The sequence below is a fragment of the Aquabacter cavernae genome, assembly GCF_003993795.1.
Classification (GTDB): Bacteria; Pseudomonadota; Alphaproteobacteria; order Rhizobiales; family Xanthobacteraceae; genus Aquabacter; species Aquabacter cavernae.
Genome location: NZ_RWKV01000008.1, coordinates 872,007 through 897,192 on the forward strand (window position 1 = coordinate 872,007; position 25,186 = coordinate 897,192).

Annotated in this window: 20 protein-coding genes; 13 read left to right on the forward strand and 7 right to left on the reverse strand. The window is 68.7% G+C overall.

What is annotated here, in order from left to right; genetic code table 11:
• Window positions 1-22: 22 nt before the first annotated feature.
• The 4 genes from EJJ38_RS08775 to dprA are packed head-to-tail and all read left to right on the forward strand — an operon-like array spanning window position 23 to window position 4,042.
• Window positions 23-970 carry an aspartate carbamoyltransferase catalytic subunit gene (locus EJJ38_RS08775; RefSeq protein ID WP_127089694.1) on the forward strand — a complete coding sequence of 316 codons (948 nt, stop codon included), beginning with the start codon at window positions 23-25 and terminating at the stop codon, window positions 968-970.
• Window positions 963-2,276: a dihydroorotase gene (locus EJJ38_RS08780; RefSeq protein WP_127089695.1), complete on the forward strand. Its 1,314-nt coding sequence runs from the start codon at window positions 963-965 to the stop codon at window positions 2,274-2,276. The genes EJJ38_RS08775 and EJJ38_RS08780 overlap by 8 nt, the downstream gene beginning before the upstream one ends.
• 18 nt (window positions 2,277-2,294) lie before the next feature.
• Window positions 2,295-2,933, forward strand: coding sequence for a glycerol-3-phosphate 1-O-acyltransferase PlsY (gene plsY, locus EJJ38_RS08785; protein WP_127089696.1), 639 nt, complete (start codon window positions 2,295-2,297; stop codon window positions 2,931-2,933).
• A complete protein-coding gene (dprA, locus tag EJJ38_RS08790; RefSeq protein ID WP_127089697.1) occupies window positions 2,930-4,042 on the forward strand; it encodes a DNA-processing protein DprA in 1,113 nt (370 codons plus the stop codon). The genes plsY and dprA overlap by 4 nt, the downstream gene beginning before the upstream one ends.
• 7 nt (window positions 4,043-4,049) lie before the next feature.
• Here dprA and EJJ38_RS08795 read toward each other — a convergent pair whose 3' ends face one another.
• Window positions 4,050-4,247 carry a hypothetical protein gene (locus EJJ38_RS08795; protein ID WP_127089698.1) on the reverse strand — a complete coding sequence of 66 codons (198 nt, stop codon included), beginning with the start codon at window positions 4,245-4,247 and terminating at the stop codon, window positions 4,050-4,052.
• Between the two features lie 207 nt (window positions 4,248-4,454).
• Here EJJ38_RS08795 and topA point away from each other — a divergent pair, with 207 nt between their 5' ends.
• Entirely contained in the window at window positions 4,455-7,172 is a 2,718-nt protein-coding gene (topA, locus tag EJJ38_RS08800) for a type I DNA topoisomerase (RefSeq protein WP_127089699.1), read from the forward strand.
• A gap of 53 nt (window positions 7,173-7,225) precedes the next feature.
• On the opposite strand, the gene EJJ38_RS08805 is transcribed toward topA, so the two are convergent.
• On the reverse strand, window positions 7,226-8,722 hold the full coding sequence (locus tag EJJ38_RS08805; protein ID WP_127089700.1) for an MDR family MFS transporter: 1,497 nt from the start codon (window positions 8,720-8,722) through the stop codon (window positions 7,226-7,228).
• A 281-nt stretch (window positions 8,723-9,003) separates the two neighbouring features.
• Here EJJ38_RS08805 and rnr point away from each other — a divergent pair, with 281 nt between their 5' ends.
• The 5 genes from rnr to rpmG all read left to right on the forward strand — a co-directional run bounded on the left by rnr (window position 9,004) and on the right by rpmG (window position 14,094).
• Window positions 9,004-11,289, forward strand: coding sequence for a ribonuclease R (gene rnr, locus EJJ38_RS08810; protein WP_127089701.1), 2,286 nt, complete (start codon window positions 9,004-9,006; stop codon window positions 11,287-11,289).
• Window positions 11,286-11,717, forward strand: a complete 432-nt coding sequence (locus tag EJJ38_RS08815) for a DUF983 domain-containing protein (RefSeq protein WP_127089702.1) — start codon at window positions 11,286-11,288, stop codon at window positions 11,715-11,717. The genes rnr and EJJ38_RS08815 overlap by 4 nt, the downstream gene beginning before the upstream one ends.
• Window positions 11,714-12,448 (forward strand): NUDIX hydrolase, encoded by a 735-nt coding sequence (locus EJJ38_RS08820; RefSeq protein WP_127089703.1) that lies wholly within the window; start codon window positions 11,714-11,716, stop codon window positions 12,446-12,448. The genes EJJ38_RS08815 and EJJ38_RS08820 overlap by 4 nt, the downstream gene beginning before the upstream one ends.
• 210 nt (window positions 12,449-12,658) lie before the next feature.
• Entirely contained in the window at window positions 12,659-13,807 is a 1,149-nt protein-coding gene (locus tag EJJ38_RS08825) for an MFS transporter (protein ID WP_245454158.1), read from the forward strand.
• 119 nt (window positions 13,808-13,926) lie between these two features.
• The gene (gene rpmG / locus EJJ38_RS08830; protein WP_127089705.1) at window positions 13,927-14,094 is read left to right on the forward strand and encodes a 50S ribosomal protein L33; all 168 of its coding nucleotides are present in this window, start codon (window positions 13,927-13,929) and stop codon (window positions 14,092-14,094) included.
• A 515-nt stretch (window positions 14,095-14,609) separates the two neighbouring features.
• Here the strand turns inward: rpmG and EJJ38_RS08835 are convergent.
• From EJJ38_RS08835 to EJJ38_RS08845, 3 genes are all read right to left on the reverse strand, one after another.
• Window positions 14,610-15,635, reverse strand: a complete 1,026-nt coding sequence (locus EJJ38_RS08835; RefSeq protein ID WP_245454159.1) for a M23 family metallopeptidase — start codon at window positions 15,633-15,635, stop codon at window positions 14,610-14,612.
• A gap of 290 nt (window positions 15,636-15,925) precedes the next feature.
• On the reverse strand, window positions 15,926-17,188 hold the full coding sequence (locus EJJ38_RS08840) for an alpha/beta hydrolase (RefSeq protein ID WP_245454160.1): 1,263 nt from the start codon (window positions 17,186-17,188) through the stop codon (window positions 15,926-15,928).
• 143 nt (window positions 17,189-17,331) lie between these two features.
• The gene (locus tag EJJ38_RS08845; protein WP_127089708.1) at window positions 17,332-17,985 is read right to left on the reverse strand and encodes a protein-L-isoaspartate(D-aspartate) O-methyltransferase; all 654 of its coding nucleotides are present in this window, start codon (window positions 17,983-17,985) and stop codon (window positions 17,332-17,334) included.
• 116 nt (window positions 17,986-18,101) lie between these two features.
• Here EJJ38_RS08845 and recG point away from each other — a divergent pair, with 116 nt between their 5' ends.
• The 3 genes from recG (at window position 18,102) to EJJ38_RS08860 (ending at window position 21,738) form a co-directional block, all read left to right on the forward strand.
• Window positions 18,102-20,195 carry an ATP-dependent DNA helicase RecG gene (gene recG, locus EJJ38_RS08850; protein WP_127090333.1) on the forward strand — a complete coding sequence of 698 codons (2,094 nt, stop codon included), beginning with the start codon at window positions 18,102-18,104 and terminating at the stop codon, window positions 20,193-20,195.
• Window positions 20,196-20,198: 3 nt separating this feature from the next.
• Entirely contained in the window at window positions 20,199-20,564 is a 366-nt protein-coding gene (locus EJJ38_RS08855) for a YbaN family protein (protein ID WP_127089709.1), read from the forward strand.
• A 109-nt stretch (window positions 20,565-20,673) separates the two neighbouring features.
• Window positions 20,674-21,738: an SGNH/GDSL hydrolase family protein gene (locus EJJ38_RS08860; protein WP_127089710.1), complete on the forward strand. Its 1,065-nt coding sequence runs from the start codon at window positions 20,674-20,676 to the stop codon at window positions 21,736-21,738.
• 40 nt (window positions 21,739-21,778) lie between these two features.
• On the opposite strand, the gene glmS is transcribed toward EJJ38_RS08860, so the two are convergent.
• Window positions 21,779-23,602, reverse strand: a complete 1,824-nt coding sequence (glmS, locus tag EJJ38_RS08865; RefSeq protein WP_127089711.1) for a glutamine--fructose-6-phosphate transaminase (isomerizing) — start codon at window positions 23,600-23,602, stop codon at window positions 21,779-21,781.
• 106 nt (window positions 23,603-23,708) lie between these two features.
• A complete protein-coding gene (gene glmU / locus EJJ38_RS08870; RefSeq protein WP_127089712.1) occupies window positions 23,709-25,079 on the reverse strand; it encodes a bifunctional UDP-N-acetylglucosamine diphosphorylase/glucosamine-1-phosphate N-acetyltransferase GlmU in 1,371 nt (456 codons plus the stop codon).
• Window positions 25,080-25,186: the final 107 nt, after the last annotated feature.

The following is a 25,186-nucleotide window of genomic DNA, read 5'->3' on the forward strand; positions in this document are numbered from 1 at the left end:
TCTTTAAACGGTCGGGCTTGCCATGACTTCCTCCTCGCCCTTCACGCTCCATCGCCGCCACCTGATCGGAATCGAGGGACTGTCCGCCGAGGAGATCAGCGGATTGCTCGACCTCGCCGAGGAATTCGTCGATCTGAATCGCCAGATCGAGAAGAAGCGCACCACATTGCGCGGGCGCACGCAGATCAACCTGTTCTTCGAGGCGTCCACCCGCACCCAGTCCTCCTTCGAGATTGCCGGCAAACGGCTCGGGGCGGACGTGATGAACATGTCGGTGGGCAATTCGTCGGTGAAGAAGGGCGAGACGCTCATCGACACCGCCATGACGCTGAACGCCATGCATCCCGACATATTGGTGGTGCGCCATCATGCCTCGGGCGCGGTGGCGCTGCTGGCGCGCAAGGTGGATTGCTGCGTGGTGAATGCGGGCGACGGCGCCCATGAGCATCCCACCCAGGCGCTGCTGGACGCCCTCACCATCCGCCGCAACAAGGGCCGCATCGAGGGCCTCACCGTGGCCATCTGCGGCGACGTGCTCCATTCGCGCGTCGCCCGCTCCAACATGCTGCTGCTCTCCACCATGGGCGCGCGGGTGCGCGTGGTGGCGCCCTCCTCGCTCCTGCCCTCCGGCATCGAGCAATATGGCGTGGAAGTGCACCGGAGCATGGAGAGCGGCCTGGATGGGGTGGACATCGTCATGATGCTGCGCCTCCAGCGCGAGCGCATGGCCGGCTCCTTCATCCCCTCGGTGAAGGAATATTTCCATTATTTCGGCCTCGACGAAGCCAAGCTGCGCCGCGCCAAGCCCGATGCGCTGGTGATGCATCCCGGCCCCATGAACCGGGGCGTCGAGATCGATTCCGCCGTGGCCGACGGGCCGCAATCCCTGATCCGGGAGCAGGTCGAAATGGGCGTCGCGGTCCGCATGGCGGTGCTGGACGTCCTGGCGCGGAAACTTCCCAATGCGTGAGACTGCCCGAGGCTCCGAGCCCCATCCCCTGATGCTGGTTAATGCGCGCGTGGTGGACCCCTCGCGCGGATCGGATTTCCACGGCGACGTGCTGCTCTCGGAAGGCGTCATCCGCGACGCGGCCTTCGGCCTCGCGGCAGGCGGCATCCCGGACGGGGCCGAGGTGGTGGACTGCAAGGGCGCCATCGTCGCCCCCGGCCTCGTGGACATGCGCGCCTTCATCGGCGAGCCCGGTGCCGAGCATCGCGAGACTTTGGCCTCCGCGAGCCATGCGGCGGCGGCGGGCGGGGTCACCACCATCGTCTGCCAGCCGGACACGGATCCGGCCGTGGACGACCCGGCCATCGTGGACTTCATCCTGCGCCGCGCCCGCGACACGGCGGTGGTGCGCGTGCACCCCATGGCCGCCCTCACCAAGGGGCGGCGCGGCGAGGAGATGACCGAGATCGGCCTGCTCCAGGCCGCCGGCGCCGTCGCCTTCACGGACGGGGCGAAGTCCCTCACGAGCGCCCAGATCCTGCGCCGGGCGCTGACCTATGCCCGCGACTTCGACGCTCTCATCGCCCATCACACGGAGGACGCCACCATGTCCGCCGGGGCCATGAACGAAGGCGCGTTCGCCTCCCGCCTCGGCCTGCCGGGCATACCGAGGGCCGCCGAGACCATCGTGCTGGAGCGCGACCTGCGCCTCGTGGCGGGAACGCGCGGGCGCTACCATGCCGCCTCGCTCACCTGCGAGGATTCGCTGGACGTGCTGGCCCGCGCCAAGGAAGCCGGCCTGCCGGTGACCGCCGCCGCCAGCATCAACCATCTCTCCTTCAACGAGATGGATGTCGGCGAGTACCGCACCTATTTCAAGCTCTCCCCGCCGCTGCGCGCGGAGGACGACCGCAAGGCCCTGATCCGCGCGCTGGCCTCCGGCCTCATCGACGTGGTGGTGTCCGACCACAATCCGCAGGACGTGGAAATGAAGCGCCTGCCCTTCGCGGAAGCGGAGCCGGGCGCCATCGGCCTCGAAACCCTGCTGCCGGCCGCGCTGCGCCTCGTCCATTCCGACGAGATCGACCTCGTGAACCTGCTGCGCGCGCTGTCCACCCGCCCCGCCGAGCTGCTGGGCCTGCGGGCGGGCACGCTGCGTCCGGGTGCGCCTGCGGACGTGGTGGTGTTCGACGCCAACATGCCCTGGGTGCTCGACCCCGCCCAGTTGAAGTCGCGCTCGCGCAACACGCCGTTCGACGAAGCGCGCCTCAGCGGGCGCGTGCTGCGGACCATCGTTGCCGGTCGCACCGTCTACGAATACGTTTGACGCGAACGAGCGGCGCGCATGACATCCCTGGCCTGGTCTCTTCCGGCACATCTGGTCCTCGCCGCCTTGGCCTTCGGCTATCTGCTGGGCTCCATTCCGTTCGGCATCCTCATCACCCGCCTCGCGGGGACCACGGACATCCGCACCATCGGCTCCGGCAATATCGGCGCCACCAACGTGCTGCGCACCGGCCGCAAGGATCTGGCGGCCGCCACCCTGCTGGGTGACGCGCTCAAGGGCACGGTGGCCGTTCTCCTGGCGCGGGCGCTGCTGGGCGAGGAAGCGGGCATGGTGGCGGGCCTCGGCGCCTTCGCCGGCCATCTCTGGCCCGTCTGGCTGAAATTCAAGGGCGGGAAGGGCGTCGCCACCTTTCTCGGGGTGACGCTGGCCTTGTTCTGGCCCGGCGCGGTGATCTTCGCCGTCTCCTGGATCGCGGTGGCCGCCATCACGCGCTATTCGTCCCTGTCGGCCCTGATCGCCTCCGTGGCGACCCCCGTGGGCGCGGCGCTGCTGGGACACCTCAACGCCGCCGTCTTCCTGGCGGGCCTCGCTCTGCTGCTGTGGATCAAGCACCGCGCCAATATCGAGCGCCTGCTCACCGGCAATGAAGGGCGCATCGGCGGCAAGTCGGGCGACAAGGGCTCGCCCGCGCCATGACCTCCCGAGGCGCCCGGCTCTCCGATGCCCAGCGCCTCGATTGGCTGCGCCTGATCCGCACGGAACAGGTGGGTCCGCGCACCTTCCGCGCCCTCATCAACCAGTTCGGCACCGCCGCTGCCGCGCTTGAGGCCCTGCCCGGCCTCGCGCGCAAGGGCGGGCGCAGCTCCGTGCCCCAGAGCCCCAGCCGCGCCCAGATGGAAGCCGAAATGGCGGCCCTCGCCCGCATGGGGGGACGGCTCGCCGTGAGCGGCGATGCCGATTATCCCCCGGCGCTGCGCATGCTGGACGATGCCCCGCCCGTGCTGGCGGTGCGCGGGTCGGCGGCGCTGCTGGCCGCGCCGAAGGTCGCCATCGTCGGTGCCCGAAATGCCTCCGCCGCCGGCCGCACCATGGCCGCCCGGCTCGCGCGTGACATTGCGGATGCGGGCTATGTGATCGTGTCCGGCCTCGCGCGCGGCATCGATACGGCGGCCCATGGGGCGGCGCTGGATTTGGGGACGATCGGCGTGTTCGCGGGCGGCCTCGCCCGGCCCTACCCGCCGGAGAATATCCCGCTCATGGAGAAGATGGCCGTCCAGGGTGCCCTCGTCTCCGAGATGCCGCTGGAATGGGAGCCGCGCGCCCGCGACTTCCCGCGCCGCAACCGGCTGGTCTCCGGCATGTCGCTGGGCGTGGTGGTGGTGGAGGCGGCGCTACGCTCGGGCTCGCTTATCACCGCGCGGCTCGCCGCCGACCAGGGTCGGGAGGTGTTCGCGGTGCCCGGCTCGCCGCTGGACCCGCGCGCGGGCGGCACCAACAGCCTGCTGAAGTCCGGCGCCACCTTCGTGACCGAGGCGGCGGACGTGCTGGACGCCCTCGCCCCGCTCCTCCTTCATGCGCCCTCCACGGACATGGAGGCGCCGGAGGCACCGGCTCCCAGGCCGGAACCGAGCGACGGCGACCGCGCCCGCATCATCGAATTGCTGGGCCCGGTGCCCACCTATCCCGACGAGATCGTCCGCCTGTCGGGCGCGCACGCATCGGAAGTGCAGATCGTGCTGCTGGAGCTGGACCTTGCCGGCCGCCTGGAACGGCATGCCGGTGGCGCGGTGTCGCTGGTCGGCTGACCCTGTGTCAGCTCAGCGGGGTGTCCGGCTCGCCGGTGGTCTCCGAGAGGCTGCGTGCCTCCATCCGCGTCACATCCAGCAGATAGGCCAATGTTCCGAGGCGGTGCTCGCGCGCCATGCGGGACAGCTCCGCCGCCAGTGCTGCCACATAGGATGCAAAATCCGCGGCTCCCGGACCGGGCTTCGTGGCGGATCCGCGCGACATTCCGATACTCCCTGACATGGCGGTACAGGGGTCAATCCTCTAGGTTGGCGACAAATTATCAAGCTACTCTAGGTTGTATTCGGTTTCGAAACGCCGGAAGGGGCGCCCCACGGGCATGCGCTTGGCACGCCATTTGACAGGCGGCCCATCCCACCCCATGTTGCCGCCGCCGCCAGGGGCCGCGGCGTTCTCAAGAGACATTTCGCGATGCAGGTCGTCATCGTCGAATCGCCTGCCAAGGCGAAGACGATCAACAAATATCTCGGTCCCGGCTATGAGGTGATCGCCTCATACGGGCATGTGCGAGACCTCCCGTCCAAGGACGGCTCGGTGGATCCCGAGGCTGACTTCCGGATGCTGTGGGAAGTGGATCCCAAAGCCCAGAAGCGCCTCAACGAGATCGCGCAGGCGGTGAAGAAGGCCGATGGCCTGATCCTCGCCACCGACCCGGATCGCGAGGGCGAGGCCATTTCCTGGCACGTCCTGGAAATCCTGCGGGACAAGAAGGCGATCAAGGACCAGAAGGTCGAGCGCGTCGTCTTCAACGCCATCACCAAGCAGGCGGTGCTCGACGCCATGCGCGCCCCGCGCGCCATCGACGTCGCCTTGGTGGACGCCTATCTGGCGCGCCGCGCGCTGGACTATCTGGTGGGCTTCACCCTCTCCCCGGTGCTGTGGCGCAAGCTGCCCGGCGCCCGTTCGGCGGGCCGCGTCCAGTCGGTGGCGCTGCGCCTCGTCTGCGACCGCGAGCGGGAGATCGAGACCTTCGTCGCCCGTGAATACTGGTCCATCGTCGCCCAGCTCGCGACCCCGCGCGGCGACAATTTCGAGGCGCGCCTCTCCGGCGCGGACGGCAAGAAGATCACCCGCCTGACGGTGGGCACGGCCGCCGAGGCCGCGGACTTCCGCGCGGCGCTGAACGCGGCCGACTTCACGGTGGCGAGCGTCGAGGCGAAGCCGCTGCGGCGTCATCCGCAGCCGCCCTTCACCACCTCCACCCTCCAGCAGGAAGCGAGCCGCAAGCTCGGCCTCGCCCCCGCCCGCACCATGCAGCTCGCCCAGCGCCTCTATGAGGGCGTGGACGTGGGCGGCGAGACCGTGGGTCTCATCACCTATATGCGAACCGACGGCGTGGACATGGCGCCCGAGGCCGTGGCGGCCACCCGCGACGCCATCGGCGCGCAGTTCGGCGACCGCTATCTGCCGGGCGCGCCGCGCAAATACACCACCAAGGCCAAGAACGCGCAGGAGGCCCACGAGGCCATCCGCCCCACCGATCCCAACCGCACGCCCGCCTCGGTGGCGCGCCATCTGGATGCCGAGCAGGCCCGGCTCTACGACCTCATCTGGACCCGCACCGTGGCGAGCCAGATGGAATCGGCCGAGCTGGAGCGCACCACCGCCGACATCCGCGCGAATGTGGCGGGCCGCGCGCTGGAGCTGACGGCAACCGGCACCGTGGTGAAGTTCGACGGCTTCCTGACCCTCTATCGCGAGGGCCGGGATGATGACGACGAGGATGAGGAAGGCCGCCGCCTGCCCGCCATGAGCGCGGGCGAGGCGCTGGCGCGGCGCGACATCGTCACCACCCAGCATTTCACCGAGCCGCCGCCGCGCTATTCGGAAGCCTCGCTCGTGAAGCGCATGGAGGAGCTGAGCATCGGCCGCCCCTCCACCTATGCGGCCGTGCTCGCGGTCCTGCGCGACCGGGAATATGTGAAGCTGGAGAAGAAGCGCCTCGTGCCCGAGGACAAGGGTCGGCTGGTGACGGCCTTCCTCCAGAGCTTCTTCACCCGCTACGTGGAATATGACTTCACGGCGGATCTCGAAGAGAAGCTGGACCAGATTTCCGCCGACGAGATCGACTGGAAGCAGGTCCTCCGCGACTTCTGGAACGACTTCCACCTCGCCGTGGACGCCACGAAGGAGCTGCGCGTCTCCCAGGTGCTCGATGCCCTGGACGAGATGCTCACGGCCCATATCTTCCCGCCCGCGGACGACGGGTCGAACCCGCGCGCCTGCCCCACCTGCGGGGAGGGACGGCTGTCGCTGAAGATGGGCAAGTTCGGCGCCTTCATCGGCTGCTCCAACTATCCCGAATGCCGCTACACCCGTCCGCTCAGCGGCGGCGAAGGTGCGCCCGAGGGCGACGGCGTGCGCAAGCTCGGCGCGGACCCGGAGACCGGGCTCGAAGTCACGCTGCGCGACGGGCGCTTTGGCACCTATCTGCAGCTGGGCGAGACGGAGAACGGCGAGAAGCCCAAGCGCTCCAGCCTGCCCAAGGGCCTCGCCCCGGCGGACGTGGACCTCACCACCGCCTTGGCGCTGCTGTCCTTGCCCCGGCCCATCGGCAATCATCCCGAGGACGGCCAGCCCATCCTCGCGGGCATCGGCCGCTTCGGGCCCTATATCCAGCACGGCAAGGTCTACGCCAATCTGGATAAGGGCGACGATGTCCTGAATATCGGCCTCAACCGGGCCGTGGTGCTGCTGGCGGAGAAGCGGACCCGGGGCGGACGCGGCGCGGCGCCTGCGGGCCGTACGCTGGGCGACCATCCCTCGGGCGGCGCCATCACGGTGCGCGCGGGCCGCTTCGGGCCGTACGTCAATCACGGCAAGGTCAATGCGACCCTTCCCAAGTCCACGGACCCGGAGACGCTGACCCTGGAGCAGGCCGTGGTGCTCATCGACGCCAAGGCCGCCACCATGCCGGCGTCGAAGACCAAGAGCCCGAAGAAGGCCGCCGCCGATGGCGAGGCCAAGCCCGCCGCGCGGGCGAAGGCGGGCGCCAAGACCGGCGCCAAGACCACTGCAAAGAAGACTGCCGGCGCCAAGACGGCCGCCAAAAGCGCCACCGCCAAGACCACCGCCGCCAAAGCCAAAGCCCCTGCCAAGAGCAAGGCCGCGAAAGACGCCGCCGGCTGACAGAGCGGCGGCATCCGTGACGTGACGGGCCTGCGCACCGCGCAGGCCCCGCCTCACTCCAGAGCGATGGCGTCGGCGTTATCGCGCACCGTGTCGCGCAGCGGCATTTCCGGCATGCGCGCCAGGAACAACAGCCCCAGGAACAAAGCGATGCCCGTGGCCGCGAAGACGTGGCCGAACGCCTGATGCAGGCTGGCCGCGCCGGCGCCGGCCGCGAGTTGCGCGATATCGCCCAACTCGCCCGCCCCCAGCGCCGTGGCGAACACCGCGCCCAGCACCGCCACCATCACCGCCGCGCCGAGCGCCCGGAAGAAATTGGCCCCGCCCGTGGCCGTGCCGAGCTGGTGCACGGGAACCGCGTTCTGGATGCAGACCGTGGAGAGCGGGAACACCATGCCCATGCCCGCGCCGGACAGGCTGAACAGCAGGATTTCAACGCTGAGAGGCGTGCCGAACGGCAGATAGGCCACCCCCAGCAGCCCCGCGACGCCCACGAGCAGGCCGATGAGAGCGGGGCGCTTATAGTGCTTGAGCCGCGCCATCGCCTGCCCGCCCATCATGGCCCCCACGACGACGCACCCCATTTGCGGCATGAGCGCGAGGCCGGCCTCGCTGGCGGACAGGCCGCGGGCGGTCTCGTAATAGAGCGGCGTCATGATGGTGAGGGCGATCATGGTGCCGTAGACGAAGCAGACCGAGCCCGTGGCGTAGCCCACCACGGGAATGGACAGCATGGACAAAGGCAGGAACGGCTCCTCCGCCGTCAGCATGCGCCGGATGAAGCCGGCCGTGGTGACCACGCTGAGGGCCAGCAGGCCCAGGATCTGCCAGCTGCCCCAGGTGAAATGCACCCCGCCCCAGGACAGCGCCAGCAGCAGCGAGCTGGACGCGATGACCATGAGCGCGCAGCCCAGCGCATCCAGCTTATGGGAGCGCCCGTGGCGCGGCAGGCGCGGCAGCATGCGGCGCATGACCAGGAAGGCGGCGAGGCCCAGCGGCAGGTTGATCCAGAAGATGAGCGACCAATGGAAATGCTGGGCGAACACCCCGCCCACCAGCGGCCCGGCAATGCTGGCCACCGCGAACACGCTGGCGATATAGCCTTGGTAGCGGCCCCGCTCGCGAGGGGAGATGACGTCCGCGATGATGGTCTGCGCCAGGGAGATGAGGCCGCCGCCGCCCAGGCCCTGGAGACCGCGCGCCAGGATCAGCACCAGCATGTTGGGCGAGAGGGCGCAGGCCAGCGAGCCCAGCGAGAACAGCGCGATGGCCACCAGCAGAACCACGCCCCGCCCGTGAATGTCGCTGAGCTTGCCGTAGAGCGGCGTGACGGTGGTGGACGCCAGAAGATAGGCCGTCACCACCCAGCTGAGGTTCATGACATCGTCGAGATCCTCGCCGATGGTGGGCAGCGCGGTGGCGACGATGGTCTGGTCCAGCGCCGCCAGGAACATGGCGAGCATGAGCCCGAAAAGGATCGACAGGATTTCGCTGTGGGAGAACCCGCCGGACGCGCCGGAGGCCGCGCTCGATTCGGACGCGCCGCTCATGGAAGAGCCTCGATTTTCATGCAGCCCGCCTCCCGGTGCGGGAGGTGGAGCGGGCGGCAATATAAGGCGGCCTGATTATTTTGCCAGTGGGCTGGAGCGAAGCCTCCCGGAGCGACTCGCTCCCGGGCGCCGCGTCGGATAGCCTTGCACGAACGGAAGATCGAATCTTGGCCAAACGCATCTCCCCTCCCCGTCGCTCCCCCAAATCCGGCAGTCCGGCCTCCGGTGGCCGCGCCCGTCGCGGACCTGCCCCGGTGGATCCGACGATCGAGCAGGGCCGCATGCCCACGCGCGACGAACTGCTCGCCTTCGTGACATCGCACGGTGGCGACGTGGCGAAGCGCGACATCGCCCGTGCCTTCGGGCTGCGGGCGGACCAGAAGGCGGAACTGCGCGCCCTCATGCACGAGCTGGATGCCGACGGCGCGCTCGCCCGGCGCGGCCGGAAGGTGCATGTGCCCGGCGCGCTACCCGGCGTCGTGCTCGCCGACATCACGAGCCGCAACGCCGACGGCGACCTCATGGCCGCGCCCGTGGAATGGGACGAGGCCCATGGCGAGGCGCCCCTCATCATCGTGGACATCCCGCGCCGCTCCAAGGAGCCGGCCCCCGGCCTGTCGGACCGGGTGCTGCTGCGCATGGGCGACCCGCAGGACGGCCAGCTCATCGGGCGGGTCATCAAGGTCATCGAGAAGGCCCGGCGCCAGCAGCTTGGCATCTTCCGCGCGGCGCCCCATGGGGGCGGGCGGATCATCCCCATCGACAAGAAGAATCTCGGCCGCGAGCTTCAGGTGCCCCAGGGCGCGGAGATGGACGCCCAGGACGGCGACCTCGTGGCCGTGGAACTCATGCGCCAGCGCGTGTTCGGCCTGCCCACTGCGCGGGTAAAGGAGCGCCTCGGCTCGCTCTCCAGCGAGAAGGCCGTCTCATTGGTGGCCATCCACGCCCATTCCATTCCCCATGTCTTCCCCCCGGCGGTGCTGGCGGACGCCGAGAAGGCGCGGCCCGCCACCGCCAAGGATCGCGAGGACTGGCGCGACCTGCCCCTCGTCACCATCGATCCGCCGGACGCCAAGGACCATGACGACGCGGTCCATGCGATCCCGGACCCGGCCAATCCCGGCGGCTTCATCGTCACCGTGGCCATCGCGGATGTGGCGGCCTATGTGACGCCCGGCTCGGCGCTGGACCGCGAGGCGCTGCTGCGCGGCAATTCGGTCTATTTCCCCGACCGGGTGGTGCCCATGCTGCCCGAGCGCATCTCCAACGATTTGTGCTCCCTGCGCCCGCTGGAGGACCGCCCGGCGCTCGCCGTGCGCCTGGTCATCGGCCCGGACGGGCGCAAGACCGACCACAGCTTCCACCGCATCCTCATGCGCTCGGCCGCCAAGCTCGCTTATGCCCAGGCCCAGGCGGCCATTGACGGGGTGAGCGACGAGACCACCGAGCCGCTGCTGGAGACCGTGCTAAAGCCGCTTTATGCGGCCTATGCCTGCGTGAAGAAGGCGCGGGACGCCCGCCAGCCGCTGGATCTCGATTTGCCCGAGCGCAAGCTGGTGCTGAAGCCGGACGGCACGGTGGACCGGGTGATCATCCCCGCCCGCCTCGACGCCCACCGGATGATCGAGGAGTTCATGATCCTCGCCAATGTGGCGGCGGCGGAGACGCTGGAGGCCAAGCGCACGCCGCTCATCTACCGGGCGCATGACGGCCCGACCCTGGAGAAGCTCTCCAACCTGCGCACCTTCCTCCAGACGCTCGACATCAAGCTGGCAAAGAGCGACACGGTGCGCCCCTCCGTCTTCAACCGCATCCTCGAGCAGGTGGTGGGGACGGACGTGTCCGTGCTGGTGAACCAGGTGATCCTGCGCAGCCAGTCCCAGGCGGAATATGCGGCGGAGAATTACGGGCATTTCGGCCTGAACCTGCGGCGCTACGCGCATTTCACCTCGCCCATCCGGCGCTATGCGGACCTTGTGGTGCATCGCGGCCTGATCCGCGCCATGGATGCCGGCCGGGACGGCCTGCCGCCGGAGACGACGCCCGACCATCTGGCGGAAGTGGCCGCCGCCATCTCCGTCACCGAGCGCCGGGCCATGGCGGCGGAGCGCGAGACGGTGGATCGGCTCATCGCCCACCATCTGGCGGACCAGATCGGCGCCACCTTCGCGGCCCGCATTTCCGGCGCCACCCGGGCGGGGCTCTTTGTCGCGCTGGACGAGACCGGAGCGGACGGTTTCGTGCCCGCCTCGACCCTCGGCCAGGACTATTACCGCTTCGACGAAACCAAGCAGGCGCTGATCGGGGACCGGACCGGCGAGATGCACCGCATCGGCGACCGGGTAGAGGTGCGCCTCGTGGAAGCCGCCCCCGTGGCGGGCGCGCTGCGATTTGAGCTTCTGTCCGAAGGCGCCTATCTAGGGGGCGCGCGGCGACCGGGACGCGCGGACAGCGGCCCGGCAAAGCGCGATTTCCCCAAGGCCAAGAGGTCGGGGCCGAGGTCGGGGCCAAAACCGGGGCCGCGTCCCGGCACGCCCCGGCGGAAAAAGGGACGGACGGAATCATGATGGGCCTGGACGACGGCGCCCCCCGCGCGCCGGGAACCGCGATGATGCGCGGCATGATGTGCCGCTGCCCCAAATGCGGCCAGGGCCGCATGTTCTCCGCCTATCTGAAGGTGGCCGACCATTGCGACCGGTGCGGAGAGGACCTGCACCACCAGCGGGCCGACGACGCGCCCCCTTATGTGACCATCATGATCGTGGGGCACATCGTGGTGCCGCTGCTCGTCCTGGTGGAGGAAGTCTACCGTCCGGACGTGTGGATTCACCTCGCCATCTTCCTTCCGCTCACCTTGCTCTTGAGCCTAGCGCTGCTCCCGCCCATAAAGGGCGCCCTTGTGGGGCTTCAGTGGGCTTTGCGCATGCACGGCTTCGATCCCCGCAGTCCTGAACACGAGCCCATCCCACAGGCCGCGCGGCCAAAGGCGCCATGACCAATCTCGCCGAACGTCTCACCCAAGCCGAGCGCGACCAAAGCTCGCCCAACACCCGCCCGAAGGATGCCGCGTCGCTCATCCTGATCGACCGCAGCGGCAAGCAGCCTCGCGTGCTCATGGGCCTGCGCCATCCCGGCCACCGCTTCATGCCCAACGTGTTCGTCTTCCCCGGCGGCCGCGTGGAGCTGACGGACAAGGCCATGCCGGTCCACGGCATGCTGGACGCGGACAGCGAGCGGCGCATCCAGTCGCTTGTGACGCGCCCCACGCTCACCTTGGGACGGGCCCTCGCCTCCGCCGCCATCCGCGAGTTGTTCGAGGAAACCGGGCTGATGGTGGGCACCCCCGATGCCGGGGCACCCGAGATTCCCGCGGATTCCTGGAAGGCCTTCGCCGAGCAGGAAGTGTTTCCGGATCTGGAATCCCTCACCTTCGTGTTCCGCGCCATCACCCCGCCCCGGCGGCCCAAGCGCTTCGACACCCGCTTCTTCGCGGCGGACGCCGGCGCGGTCTGCAAGCAGATCGAGGGCATGGTCGGCCCATCCTCGGAGCTGATCGAGACCCGCTGGCTCACCTTCGCCGAGACGGAGAAGGCGGAGCTGCCCACCATCACGCGCGTAATCCTGGAAGAGCTGCGCGCACGCCTCGATGCTGGCTTCGGCCGTCACCTGCCGGTGCCGTTCTACAGCATGCAGCGCGGCCGCTTCGTCCGCGTCGCGCTGGACTAGAGCGGGATCGCCCGCTGAACATAAGAGGGAGCACGCACCGCTCCGATTGCCACGCAATCAAATCGGCGCGTGTTCCAGGGCCTGCCATTGACGCGGGACGGGAAGGGGGTCACCCCTCCCCCGCGAGCGCAGGACAGGGGCCCGCCCCCATCCTGCCGACAGGCATAACATCAGGACGTTTTCATGCATGCGCCGGCGAACGCGGCTCCCATGAGCCGAACCGCCTCGATCACCGCCGCCATTTCCGCCATCTCGGTGGTGGGCATGGGCATCAGCCTCTCCATCCCTCTGCTCTCGCTTGAGATGGAAGGCCGCGGGATCAACAATTCCTGGATCGGCATCAACACCGCCGTTGCCGGCATCGCCACGGTCATGACCGCCCCCTTCATTCCCTGGATGGTGCGCCGCGTGGGGCCGCGCTGGCTGCTGGGTATCGCCATATTGGTGACAGCGCTGAGCCTGCCGGCCTTCAAGGCCGCCTCCTGGTTCACCTTGTGGTTCCCGCTGCGCTTCGTGCTGGGGGCGGCGCTGTGCGTGCTGTTCGCGGTCAGCGAGTTCTGGATCAATGCCGTGGCCCCGCCCGCGCGGCGGGGGCTCATCATGGGCATCTACGCCACCGCGCTCTCCATCGGCGCCGCCATGGGGCCGGCGCTGCTGAGCCTTGTGGGCACGCAGGGCTGGGCGCCCTATCTGATCGGCGGCGGCGTGCTCGCCTGCGGCATCATCCCCATCCTGGCGGCCAAGGGCATGGCGCCGCGCATCGCGGAGAAGGGCACCGGCCCGGGCGTTCTGGGCTTCGTGCGGCGCTCGCCCACGGCGACGCTGGCGGCCCTGGTGTTCGGGGCCATCGAGACCGCCGTGATGAGCTTCCTGCCGCTTTACGGCCTGCGCCTCGGCCTGCCGGACGGACAGGCCTCGCTGCTGCTGACCATCGCGGTGCTGGGCAATGTGGCCTTCCAGATCCCGCTCGGCATCATCAGCGACCGCATCGACCGGCGCATCCTGCTGATTTTCTGCGCCAGCGTCGGCACCATAGGGGCGTTCATCCTGCCCCAGGTGCCCGTGGAAAGCCTCGGATTCCATATCGCCATCTTCCTGGTGACGGGAATCGTCGGCAGCCTCTACACGGTGGGTCTCGCCCATCTCGGCTCGCGCTTCCACGGGGCGGATCTGGCCGCCGCCAATGCGGCGTTCGTGATGCTCTATTCCATCGGCCTCGTCATCGGACCGCCGCTGGTGGGATTCGGCATGGACCTGCACAATCCCTTCGGCTTCGCCTATGTGATCGGCGGAATGCTGGCCGCCTATGTGCTCGTGGTCGGCACCCGCTTCGTCGCTTCCGGGCGCGCCAATGCTTGACAAACGGGGCGCGATGCACGAGTTTCCGCGCCCATGAGCCGACGTGCCTCTGGGCGCGCGTTCTCCCCTTTTGTCACCGCGCTGCCTTGGGCATGTCCGCGGCAGCAGGAACGAAGACCATGGCCAAGGCTGCAACCATCAAGATCAAGCTCCTGTCCAGCGCGGACACGGGCTCCTTCTACGTGACCAAGAAGAATTCCCGCACCAAGACCGACAAGATCGTGCTCAAGAAGTACGACCCGGTGGTGCGCAAGCACGTCGAGTTCCGCGAGACCAAGATCAAGTGATCTCGCCGCAAGGCTGAGACCCTGAAAGGCGCCTTCGGGCGCCTTTTTCATTTTCCGGCCATGGCGCCGCGCGGCCGGCGACGGATGAATTCGGAAAGCCGTTTTCGATCAATATCTTATGGTTAAGACTTCACGCATCGCGTGATCATCGGGGCGCGCTCGCACGCCCAACGAGACGAACGTCTCCTCCCGCAGAGGGCGCTAAAGCCCCTCCCCCACGCGCCCCTCCTGCGCCCTGGCCTCTGGCCCGTTCGGCATTCCAGGCGAGACGCACGCACGCCAGGCTTGGCCTCGGCCAGCCACGCAACGCGACGGGGCCGGCGGTGATGGGAGAATCATGGAGGCCCGGATCAGGCGCCGGCACGCACCCTGAAGGCCGATCCACCAGCGAAACCGGCATGAGCGCGACACACCCGCCCGCATGCCCCGCTCAGCCTCCAAACGCGAAAAACCCCCGGCGACCATGGGATCGCCGGGGGCTCTCGTCATTCAAAAGGAGGCGTAGGGGCTATGCCTCAGAGGCCCGCCACATACTGGCTGGGATCCACCGGCTGGGAGCCCTTGCGGATCTCGAAGTGAAGCTGGGGCGTCGCGACCCCACCGCTCTGGCCCGCCTTGGCGATGATCTGGCCCCGGCGCACCGTGTCGCCACGCTTCACCAGCAGCTCGCTGGCATGGGCATAAGCGGTGACGTAGCCATCCGCATGCTTCACCAGAACCAGATTGCCATAGCCCTTCAGCTCGTTGCCCGCATAGGCCACGGTGCCGTCCTCAGCGGAGCGCACGCTGGTGCCTTCCGGCACGGCGAAGTTCACGCCGTCATTGCGCGTGCCGCCGGGCTTCGGCCCGAAGCTGGAGATGACCCGGCCGCGCACGGGAGCGCGGAACTGGGGACCGGAGCCGGCCGCGCGGGGCGAATCATCCGCCTCTTCGGCGGCGGCGGCAGCCACGGCGGGCTTGGCGGGCGTAGCAGCGGGCTTCGCGGCGGCAGGCGTCGCCGCCGCAACCGCGACCGGAGCGGCGGCAGCCGCCAGAGGCGCGGCGGCCTGGACAACGGGCTTGGTGGCCGCTGCGGCGACAGGCGCCACGACGGGAGCGACCGCCACCGCGGCGGGCTTGGCCACGGGAGGCGCGACCGGCGCCGCCACGGGCGCCGTTGCCATCACAGGCTGGACGGCCCGCGGGGCGGGCACGCCGGCCGCGAGATTGCCGGTGGCGCTCTGCGGGACGATGAGGGGCTGGCCGATGCGCAGCGGCGCGTCAGCGGAGATGCCGTTGGAGGCCGCGAGCTGCGCGGGCGTCATATTGTAGCTGCGGGCGATGGAGGTCAGCGTCTCGCCGCCGACCACCACATGAGCCGCACCGGCGGTCCGGGGCACTGCCGCCTGGACCGGAGAGGGATATGGGCTGACCGCAGGCGTGGTGGGCGCATAGGCCACCGGAGGCGCGCTGGGAGCCGGGAACTGCGCGGCCTGGTAGGGCGCGCCGATGGGCCCGGCATCGACCCGCCCCGTGGGCGCGGCCCCGAGCGACCCGGTCACTTCCGGCGACCCTTGGGTGGAGGCCGGATAGGGACTCGAAAGCGCGGCGAGGCGTGTGGAGTCCGAGCTGCAACCGGCAAGCGCCGCCGAGGCTAACCCGACAGCGGCCAGCTTCGCCAAGGCACCGGAACCCAGAGCTTTGCAGGAAGAAAGCATGTCACCGCACTCGCACGAACGAACTGGAGCCAGTTAATCGGGCGGGGGTAAACACGCGCTTAAATGCGGCGAAATTGCTGGGATTTGCCGCTGGGTTGCGACAATTTCGCAACAGGGGCCGCCCCTGCCCCGCTTTATTGCGAGAGCTTGGGCGCGGTGGTCAGGAGGCTTCCGGTTGACGTTGCGGTACCGCTCACCGTCGAGCCGAGATTCTCCATCTGGGCGCCGAAGTTGTCGCGCGTGGACGGATCGATCACCGCCACCGGCGCCGAGATGATCACGCCCGCCGCCGTGCCGATGCTGGCAGCGGCGCCCGTGGTGACCTGGATGATGCGATCGCCCACGCCCTCGCGCCCGTCACTCAGCGTCTGCCCCTGCGCGAGGCGACTGCCGATCATCTGCACCACTTCGGGGCTCTCGGCGAACTTGCCGTGATTGAGCTGGTCGCCGGTGCGCAGCTTGGTGAGGTCGATGACGTTGATCTTCTCGGCCTCGAACTGCGAGCGGTAGGGTTCGGCGGACGGGTCCACCTGCCCGAGGCGCGCCTTGGAGCCCCACACCTTCTGGGAAACCTGGAGCGCCTTGTCATCCTGCGAGACGAAAACGGTGAAGTTCGGCCGGTCGGCCCCCATGTCCGCAAGCTGCGTGCCGAAAATGTCCACGTCCACGTCCGGCGCGGCCAGCATCACGGTGCGGATCTTGGGCGGGATGCGACCGTTGCGGATCGCCATCTGCCGCAGCGCCTCCAGTGTCACCCAATTCCCCATGGAATGGGCGAGAATGGAAATCTCGCCCACATTGGGGTCCTTGGCCATGAAGGTGAGCAGCTTCTCCAGCGCATCGCGCGAATAGGACGCGCTCTCCCGGTCATAGCCATAGGCCAGCAGGCTGCCGCGCGAGGGCCAGGTGAACAGGACCGGCACCACGTCCGTCCCGGAATCATGGACGATCTGGGCGAAGCGGAAGACCGCATCCTCGAAGCGATTGTTATAGCCGTGGATGAAGACCAGGGCGCGCCGCCCCGGCGTGGCGCGGATGCGCTGGTTGAACCACGCCTCGGCCTGCTTCTGGGTGACGATGTCCGCCTCGGTGGTGACGAAGTCGGTCTGGGGATTGCCGGGCACGCTTTTCGGCCATTGGACGTCGCCCACGGGGCGCGTGCCGTCCGGCGGAATCGAGACGGTGATCTCGGCAAAGCCCGGCGCCCGGGCGCGGTCGCCGCCATACAGATCCCCGCCCTGCACGGCCGCGCGGGTGGTGGCGACGATCATCTGAACGGAACTGGTGCCGGGCACGGTGCCCTGGACGGGAATGAGAATGCCGGCGGGGCGGCTCGCACAGCCGGCGAGCAGCGCACCGGCGACCAAGCTCGCCGCCACGGCCATCGCCCCTCTCATTCCCATGCTCCTCATATCTGCTACTTGGTCGATAGCGGAGGCGAAAAGACGGCGCAATTCACCGCTCGGCCAGAACGCGGCCGAACGGTAAGATTTCATTCACCCTGTCATCCCGCGAGCACATGTGACGGGGGAAAGCCGCCTCAGAGGGTCGCCGACACGCCTTCCAGCAGCGGCACGAAGCGCACGGCGGACAGGCGCGTTTCCGAAAGGCCGCCCGCCCCCTTCTGGTAGCGCACCAGGGTCTGGACGGCCGAAGGCTCGCCCACAGGCGCCACCAGGACACCGTCGGGCCGAAGCTGGTCGAACAAAGCGCGGGGCACTTCCGACGTGGCGGCGGTCACCAGGATGCGGTCGAACGGTGCGCGGGCGGGCATGCCGATGCGCCCGTCGCTCACCAAAGCCGTGACGTTGCGTAGCCCCAGCACCTGGAACCGGGCGGCGGCATCCGACACCAGCGCGCGATAGCGGTCCAGCGTCAGCACCTCACCCGCCAGATGCGCCAGAACGGACGCCTGATAGCCGGAGCCCGTGCCCACCTCCAGCACGCGGTGGGTGGCGTGCACGGACAGCGCCTCGGTCATCTCGGCGACCACGCTTGGCTGGGACATGGTCTGGCCACAGGCGATGGGCAGGGCCACATCGTCATAGGCATGGGCACGCACGGCGGGGTCCACGAACAGTTCGCGCGGCACGAGACCCATGGCCCGCAGCACGCCCTCGTCATGGGCTCCCCGGTGGCGCAGGGCGCGCACGAACGCCGCCCGCTCGGTTTCCTGTGCGCTCATGTCGCTCATGCCGGTGCGCCGCGCTCCTTATCGGCGAGGGGAAAGCCCCTGCGGCGGACAATACCAGAAAACTCCCCGGACGCAGGGCTTGCGGAGCGGTGCGGGGTTCGTCACCTTCCCCCCGCATGCGCCCGGCCTCGCTCGACCCTCTCTTTGCGCCCCTGACGAGCCTCAAGGGCATCGGCCCGAAAATGGAGCGGCCCTTCGGGCGCCTGCTGGACCGGGAGACGCCGCGCGTCCTCGATCTCCTCTACCATCTGCCGTCCGGCTTCGTGGACCGGCGCGCACGCCCCACCTTGGCCGAAGCCCTGCCGGACACGGACCTGACCGTGGAGGTGCGGGTGGAAGGCCATCAGGCGCCCCCGCCCGGCCGCCGCGCGCCCCACCGCACGCTGGTGAGCGACGGCACCGCCGACCTCACCATCATCCATTTCAACATGGATGCGGGCTTCATCGAGCGCATGCTGCCGGTGGGCACCACGCGCTGGCTGTGCGGGCGCATCTCGCTTTATGACGGGATGCGCCAGATGACCCATCCCGACCGCATCCTCGATGCCGCCGGGCTTGCGCGCCTGCCGCCCATCGAGCCGGCCTATCCCCTGGTGGAGGGCCTGGGGAACGGGCAGGTGCGCCGCGCTTTGGAAGCGGCGCTCGCCCGCATCCCCGATTTGCTGGAAACGCTGCCCCCGGAGCTTCTCGCCGAACGTGGCTGGCCCGACTTCCGCACCGCCCTGACCCGCATCCATCGCCCCGCCGGGCTGGACGACATCGCCATTGGCGGCCCGGCATGGCAGCGGCTCGCCTTCGAGGAATTATACGCCCACCAATTGGCCCTCGCCCTCACCCGCACCGAGCAGGCGGATGCAGGCGGGCGGGCGACTGTCGGAGACGGCCATCTCACGAAGCGCCTGCGGGCCGCCTTGCCCTTCACGCTGACCGGCGCGCAGGAAACCGCCATCACGGCCATCCAGGCCGACATCGCCTCCGACAAGCGCATGCTGCGGCTGCTCCAGGGCGATGTGGGCTCCGGCAAGACGGTGGTGGCCCTGCTCGCCGCCGCCAGCGTCATGGAGGCGGGCCGACAGGCGGCGCTCATGGCGCCGACCGAAGTGCTGGCGCGGCAGCATCATGAGACGATTGCCCCACTGGCCGAGGCGGCCGGGCTGCGGTGTGCCATCCTCACCGGCCGGGAAAAGGGGCGCGCGCGGGCCGCTTTGCTTGAGGAGCTGGCTCGGGGAGACATCCAGCTTCTGGTGGGCACGCACGCGGTGATCCAGCCCGACGTGGCGTTCCGCGATCTCGCCCTCGCCATCGTGGACGAGCAGCACCGCTTCGGGGTGGAGCAGCGCCTTGCCTTGTCCCGCAAGGGCGAGACCGCCGATTTGCTGCTGATGACCGCGACGCCCATTCCGCGCACCCTGGTCCTGGCGCTGTTCGGCGACATGGCCCTCTCGGAACTGCGGGAGAAGCCACCGGGCCGCCAGAAGGTGGACACCCGCTCGGTCTCTCTGGAGCGGCTGGAAGAGGTGACGCAGGCCGTGGGCCGGGCGCTCGCTGCCGGCGCGCAGGTCTATTGGATCTGCCCCCTGGTTGAGGAGAGCGACAAGTCCGACCTCTCCGCCGCCACCGACCGCTATGCCGACCTGAAGGAACGGTTCGGCGACACGGTGGAGCTTGTGCACGGGCGCATGAGCGGCGGCGAGAAGGATGCCGCCATGGCGCACTTCTCGTCCGGCGCCGCGCGGGTTCTGGTGGCCACCACCGTGGTGGAGGTGGGCGTGAACGTGCCCAACGCCACGCTCATGGTCATCGAGCATGCGGAGCGGTTCGGCCTTGCCCAATTGCACCAGTTGCGCGGGCGCGTGGGGCGCGGCGACAAGCTCTCCACCTGCCTCCTGCTGTTTCGCGCACCGCTGGGCGAGATCGCCAAGGCGCGGCTCGCCATGATGCGCGCCAGCGACGACGGCTTCGTGCTGGCCGAGGAGGATCTGCGCCTGCGCGGCGAAGGCGACGTGCTGGGCACCCGCCAGAGCGGCTTTCCCGGATTCGCCCTTGCCCGCATGGATGTGCATGTGGACCTCATGGCCGACGCGCGTGCCGAGGCGGCCGAGTTGCTTTCGCGGGACGCCCGTCTCGCTTCGTTCGACAGCGAAGCGGCGCGTACCTTGCTCTTCCTCCATGGCCGGGACGCGGCCATGCGGTTCCTGTCGGCGGGTTGAAGCATGAAGCGGATCTGGCGGCATACCCTGTTCGCGGCAGGCTTCGTCTTCCTGGTGATCGGCGCCATCGGCATGGTGGTGCCCATGCTGCCGGGCACGGTGTTCCTCATCCTGTCCGCCTGGTGCTTCGCGCGCACCTCGCCGCGCTTCGAAGCCTGGCTCCTCAACAATCGCTATCTCGGCCCCAGCGTGCGCCGCTGGCAGGAGACCGGGGCGATTCCCTTGCCCGTGAAGCTGCTGGCCCTCACCAGCTTCGTGGGAACATGGACGGGCTCTTGGTATGTGGGTGCCCCCCTGCCGCTCCTGATCGGGCTCGGCATCCTGTTTGGGGCGCTAGCGGTGTTCATGATCACCCGCCCATCCCGCTGAGGCCTCGTCTTCGCAGTTGAACAGCCCATATGCCTCGCCCTATTTTCCGCCCAAGCGGGACTGCCAGGCGGGACTGCCCGGCAAAGCGGAAGAGGAAGAGGAAGCGTCCATGCCCAAGCGTCTGCTGACATTCGGCGGCAACGTGCTGGTGTTCGTGCTGGCGATGCTGGCGGCTCTGGTCTTCGCGGAATTCGCCGTCCGGCTGATCATGCCCCAGAAGCTCACCGGATCGAGCCGCGTGCAGGACGAGAGCGGCCTGCTCATGAACAAGGCGTCCGGCGAGACGCTGCACCAATTCGGCGACGTTTCCGTCACCTACAATTTCGGCCCGCTGCACAATCGGCTCCTGGCGCACCCCGTGCCGGATTCGGCGGGCAAGCCGCGCGTGCTGGTGCTGGGCGATTCCTTCACCTTCGGCTGGCTAACGCCCACCGGCTCCACCTATGTGGACAAGCTGCAGGCCGGGTTCCCGAACGACCAGTTCATCAACGGCGCGGCGGCGGGCTGGGGCACGGCGGACTATGTGCGCTACGTGGAGAGCTATTGCGCCTCCATCAAGCCGCGCCTGATCCTCGTCTTCCTGAACACGGACGATATCGGCCGTGCCTATAAGAGCGGGCTCTACAGCTACCAGGACGGCACGCTGAAATCGGAAGTGGTGGGCATCGATCCGCTGAAGAAGCGGCTGAACGACCTGCCCTTCTACAATTTCGTCTCGGAGCACTCCCACCTGCTGGCGCTCGTGAAGGCGCAATTCTACCTGCACCAGCCCCAGCGCGACATTTCCGGGCGGGAGTTTCCCCATCTGGACATCTCGTCCACGGACAATCTGAAGGCCGCCGTGGGCAAGGGCGAAGCGCTGTTCCTGCGCCTCAAAAGCGCCACGGCCGCCTGCGGGGCGCAGCTCGCGGTGATCTATACGGGCTGGGTGGACTATGCCGACCCCAGCGGCGACCGCGAGCCGACCATGAACTTCCTGCGCGGTGCCAAGGACTTTTTCGCCACGAACGGCATCGCCTTCTACGACCTCGCCCAGGATCCCGCCTTGCGCAAGGTGTGGGCCGATCGCTCCGCCTACATCATCCCGGGCGACTGGCACCCGAACCAGCGCGGGGTGGATGCCATCTATCAGGGGACGGTGGACGCCCTCGGCGGCAGCGTGCTGCAGAAATAGGACTGCATCGGGCGGCGGTCTCGGCCGCCGCCCGCGCGCGTCACTCGACGGTGACGGACTTGGCGAGGTTGCGCGGCTGGTCCACGTCCGTGCCCATGAGAACCGCCGTGTGATAGGCGATGAGCTGGACCGGGATGGAATAGACCATCGGCGCCACCGTGGCCGGCATTTCCGGCAGGATCAGCTTCTGCACCGCATCCACGCTGGCCGCGGCCGCGCCCTTCGGGTCGGTGAGCAGGATGATCCGCCCGCCGCGCGCGGCCACCTCCTCCATGTTGGAGACGGTCTTCTCGAAGATGCGGTCATGGGGCGCGATGACCACCACGGGCATGGTCTCGTCGATGAGTGCGATGGGGCCGTGCTTCAGCTCGCCGCCGGCATAGCCCTCGGCATGGATATAGGAGATTTCCTTGAGCTTCAGCGCGCCTTCCATGGCCAGCGGATAATTGGTGCCGCGGCCGAGATAAAGCACGTCGCGCGCCTTCGCGAGGGTGCGCGAGAGCAGCTCGATCTCCGGGCTGAGCTTCAGCGCCTCGGTCATCAGGCGGGGCACTTCCATCATGGCCCGCACGAGGCGGTGCTCGTCTTCCTCGGACAGATGGCCCCGCGCCCGGCCCAGCGCCACGGAGAGGCAGGCGAGGGTGGCAAGCTGGCAGGTGAAGGCCTTGGTGGAGGCCACGCCGATTTCCGGCCCCGCCAGGGTGGGCAGCACCGCATCCGCCTCGCGGGCGATGGTGGAGGTGGGCACGTTGACCACGGCGATGGTCTTCTGGCCGTGCTCCTTGGCATAGCGCAGCGAAGCCAGCGTATCGGCCGTCTCGCCGGACTGGGAAATGACGATGGTCACGCCCTTGCCGGTCAGCGGCGTCTCGCGATAGCGGAACTCGGAGGCGATGTCGGTGGAAACCGGCAGGCGGCCGAACCGCTCGAACCAATATTCCGCCACCGCGCCCGCATAGAGCGCCGTGCCGCAGGCGGTGATGGAGATGTGCTCCACCTCGGCGAGGTCGAAGGGCAGCTCCGGCAGGTTCACGGTTTCCGTGTCGAGGTTCAGGTAATGGCCGAACGTGTGGCCGATGACCTCGGGCTGCTCGTAGATTTCCTTCGCCATGAAGTGGCGATGGTTGCCCTTGTCCACCAGCAGCGAGCCGGCGGCCACCTTCTGGGAGGGACGGGACACCACCTGCCCGCTTTCGTCGCGGATCAGCGCGCCCGCGCGGGTGAGGACGGCCCAGTCACCTTCCTCCAGATAGCAGATCACGTCCGTAAACGGACCGAGCGCGATGGCGTCGGAGCCGAGGAACATTTCGCCGTCGCCGAAGCCGATGGCCAGCGGCGAGCCCTTGCGGGCGGCGATGAGCAGGTCGGTCTGCCCGTCGAACAGGAAGGCTAGCGCGAACGCGCCCTTCAGGCGCGGCAGGACGGCGGCCACCGCCGCCTCGGGCGCCGCGCCGCGCACCATCTCGCGGTCCACAAGCTGGGCGACCACCTCAGTGTCGGTGTCGCTGCGGAAGGTGATGCCCTCCCCTTCCAGTTCGCTCTTCAGCTCGCGGAAATTCTCGATGATGCCGTTATGGACCACCGCCACGCGCTTGGTGATGTGGGGATGGGCATTGCGCTCGGAAGGCTTGCCATGGGTGGCCCAACGGGTGTGCCCGATGCCGCTATGGCCCGCCAGGGGATGGCGGAACAGCTTGTGGGTCAGATTCTTCAGCTTGCCCTCGGCCCGGCAGATGGCCAGATGGCCCTCTTCGAGAGTGGCGACGCCGGCGGAATCATATCCGCGATATTCCAGCCGCCGCAGCGCCTCCACGAGGCCGTCCGCCACCGCTTCCTTGCCCAAGATCCCCACGATACCGCACATGAAAAGCCGCTCCCGAGTGACCCGAGCTTGTCTAGCATGGCGCCGCGCGTGGCGGCGCCTCACTTCATCTGACGTTTTTTGACAGCGGACGGCGCGGGCCGCCCGCTCAAACCTTGCCTTTGTCCGTCTGCGCGGCCTTGGCCGCCGCGAGGCGCGCCCGCAGGTCCGCGCCCCGGCCGTCCTTGGTCACCTGACGCCCGCGGGCGATGGCCAGCGAATCGGCGGGCACGTCATCGGTGATGACGGACCCCGTTCCCACATAGGCCCCCGCGCCGATGGTGACCGGCGCCACCAGCGCCGAATGCACGCCCACGAACACGTTGGCGCCGATCTGCGTCTTGAATTTGGAATAACCGTCATAGTTGCAAGTAATGGTACCCGCACCCAGATTGCTACCCTCCCCCACATGGGCATCGCCCACATAAGAGAGGTGGTTGACCTTCACCCCCCGCTCCAGATGCGAGGCCTTGGTCTCCACGAAATTGCCGATCCGCACATCGCGCTCCAGCCGCGTACCGGGCCGCAGGCGGGCATAGGGGCCGATGGAGACGCCGCTTTCCAGCGTGGCGCCCTCCAAATGGCAGAAGGCATGGATGACCACGTCATCCGCCACGCTCACGCCGGGGCCGAACACCACATGGGGTTCCACCACCACGTCCCGGCCGAGCTTGGTGTCGGCGGAGAAGAACACGGTTTCCGGCGCCACCAGGGTCACGCCACCCTCCATGGCCGCAACGCGCAGCCGCCGCTGGAGGATCGCCTCCGCCTCCGCAAGCTGCACGCGGCTGTTGACGCCAGCCACCTCTTCCACCGAGGCCTGCGCCGCCGCCGTGGCGAGCCCCTGGTCACGGGCGATCTCCACCACGTCGGTGAGATAATATTCGCCCTTGGAATTCTCGTTGCGCACCGCGTCCAGCAAAGCGAGGGCGTGGGCGCCGGACAGGGCCATCAGGCCCGCATTGCAGAAATCGATCGTCTTCTCGGTAGGGGTCGCCTCCTTCTCCTCGCGGATGGCGACCAATTCGTCCCCTTCCATGATGAGACGACCGTATCCCGTAGGGTCTTCGGCCTGGAAGCCCAGGGCCGCCACGGCCGCGCCCGCCGCCAGGGGCGCGCGCAGCGCCAGCAGCGTCTCGGGGCGCACCAGGGGCGTGTCGGCATAGAGCACCAGCACGTCGTCCGCCGGCTGCGCCAGGGCTGCACGGGCGGCGAGCACCGCATGGGCGGTGCCCAAACGCTCGGTCTGCACGCAAACCTCGGCGCCGGGCGCCACGGCCCGCGCCTCGGCGGCCACGTCCTCCCGGCCCGGCCCCACCACCACCGCGAGGCGCGTGGCACCGGCCGCATTGGCGGCGGCGAGCACATGGCGCACCATGGAGAAGCCCGCCACCTTGTGCAGCACCTTGGGCAGGCGCGACTTCATGCGGGTGCCTTCGCCCGCCGCCAGCACGATCACCAAAAGACTGCGCCCGCTCATCGCCCATCCCTCATCCGCGCCGATCCGCTTCTTTTAAAGCGGGAACGGATTGGAACAAATCCGCGCGCCAGACAATGCCTGCGTTAGGTTACGAATGCACCAAGACC